Below are 827 nucleotides of genomic sequence, written 5' to 3' on the forward strand. Positions count from 1 at the left end.
GAGCCACAAAGCAAAATCGCGTCGAACGGGCCTTGCGAGGCGAGGCCTGATGTGCCGTCGGTCTGCACGATTTCGGCGTTGTTCACGCCGGCCTTGCGCAGGTTGGCTCGGGCCTGAGAGGCCAGTGCGGCATCGGCTTCCAGGCCGATCACGCGTTGGGCCTTGCGGGCCAGCAGGGCAGTGACGTAGCCAGTGGCCGCGCCCACTTGCAGCACGGTGTCGCGCTTGCTCAGGTTGAGGTCTTGCACCAGGCGGGCTTCGACGCGCGGAGCCAACAGGCTGCGGCCGCCACCCAGGGGCAGTTCCAGGTCCATGAAAGCCTGGGCCTGGTGGGCGGCCGGGACGAAGTCTTCGCGTCGCACGGCCGACAGCAGCTCCAGCACCGAGGTGTCCAGGACATCCCAGGGGCGGATCTGTTGCTCGATCATGTTGAAGCGGGCTTGTTCGACGTTCATGCTGGGCATCCTACGGGAGACGGTAAGGGGAAGGTATCCGGGGAAAACTGAGATTTTAAGAAGACCCACCCGACTCGGGGTGGATTGCCGTCGCGCGGGGCGGCATTTGTGTCGGCTTCACGACTGCGGTGGGTGCTCCAGGCCTTTGAGGATCAGCTCGATCTGGGTGTGCAGGAAGCGCTGTGGGTCCAGCGGCGCGGGGTTGGACGAGCACACCGAGGTGCATTGGCGATAAAGGATGAGGAACTGCGCCGGGGCGATCAGCCCGTGGACCACGGAGGTGACGTCCATGTCTCTGAACTCGCCACGCTGGATGCCGCGCCGGATCACGCGCGACAACAAGGTGTGGCTGGGAGCCACCACCTCGTCAAG

1 protein-coding gene and 1 pseudogene are annotated in these 827 nt (G+C 65.1%); both read right to left on the bottom strand.

Features of this window, described 5'->3' with window-relative positions; all coding sequences use genetic code 11:
• The coding region (locus tag B2W70_RS14670) for a protein-L-isoaspartate O-methyltransferase family protein (protein WP_286746777.1) at positions 1–455 on the bottom strand (455 nt) is incomplete at its 3' end.
• 117 nt (positions 456–572) lie between these two features.
• Positions 573–827, bottom strand: a pseudogene (locus tag B2W70_RS14675) (TetR/AcrR family transcriptional regulator); the annotation flags it as partial.

The organism is Aquabacterium sp. UBA2148 (genome assembly GCF_002328915.1).
Taxonomy (GTDB): domain Bacteria; phylum Pseudomonadota; class Gammaproteobacteria; order Burkholderiales; family Burkholderiaceae_C; genus Aquabacterium; species Aquabacterium parvum.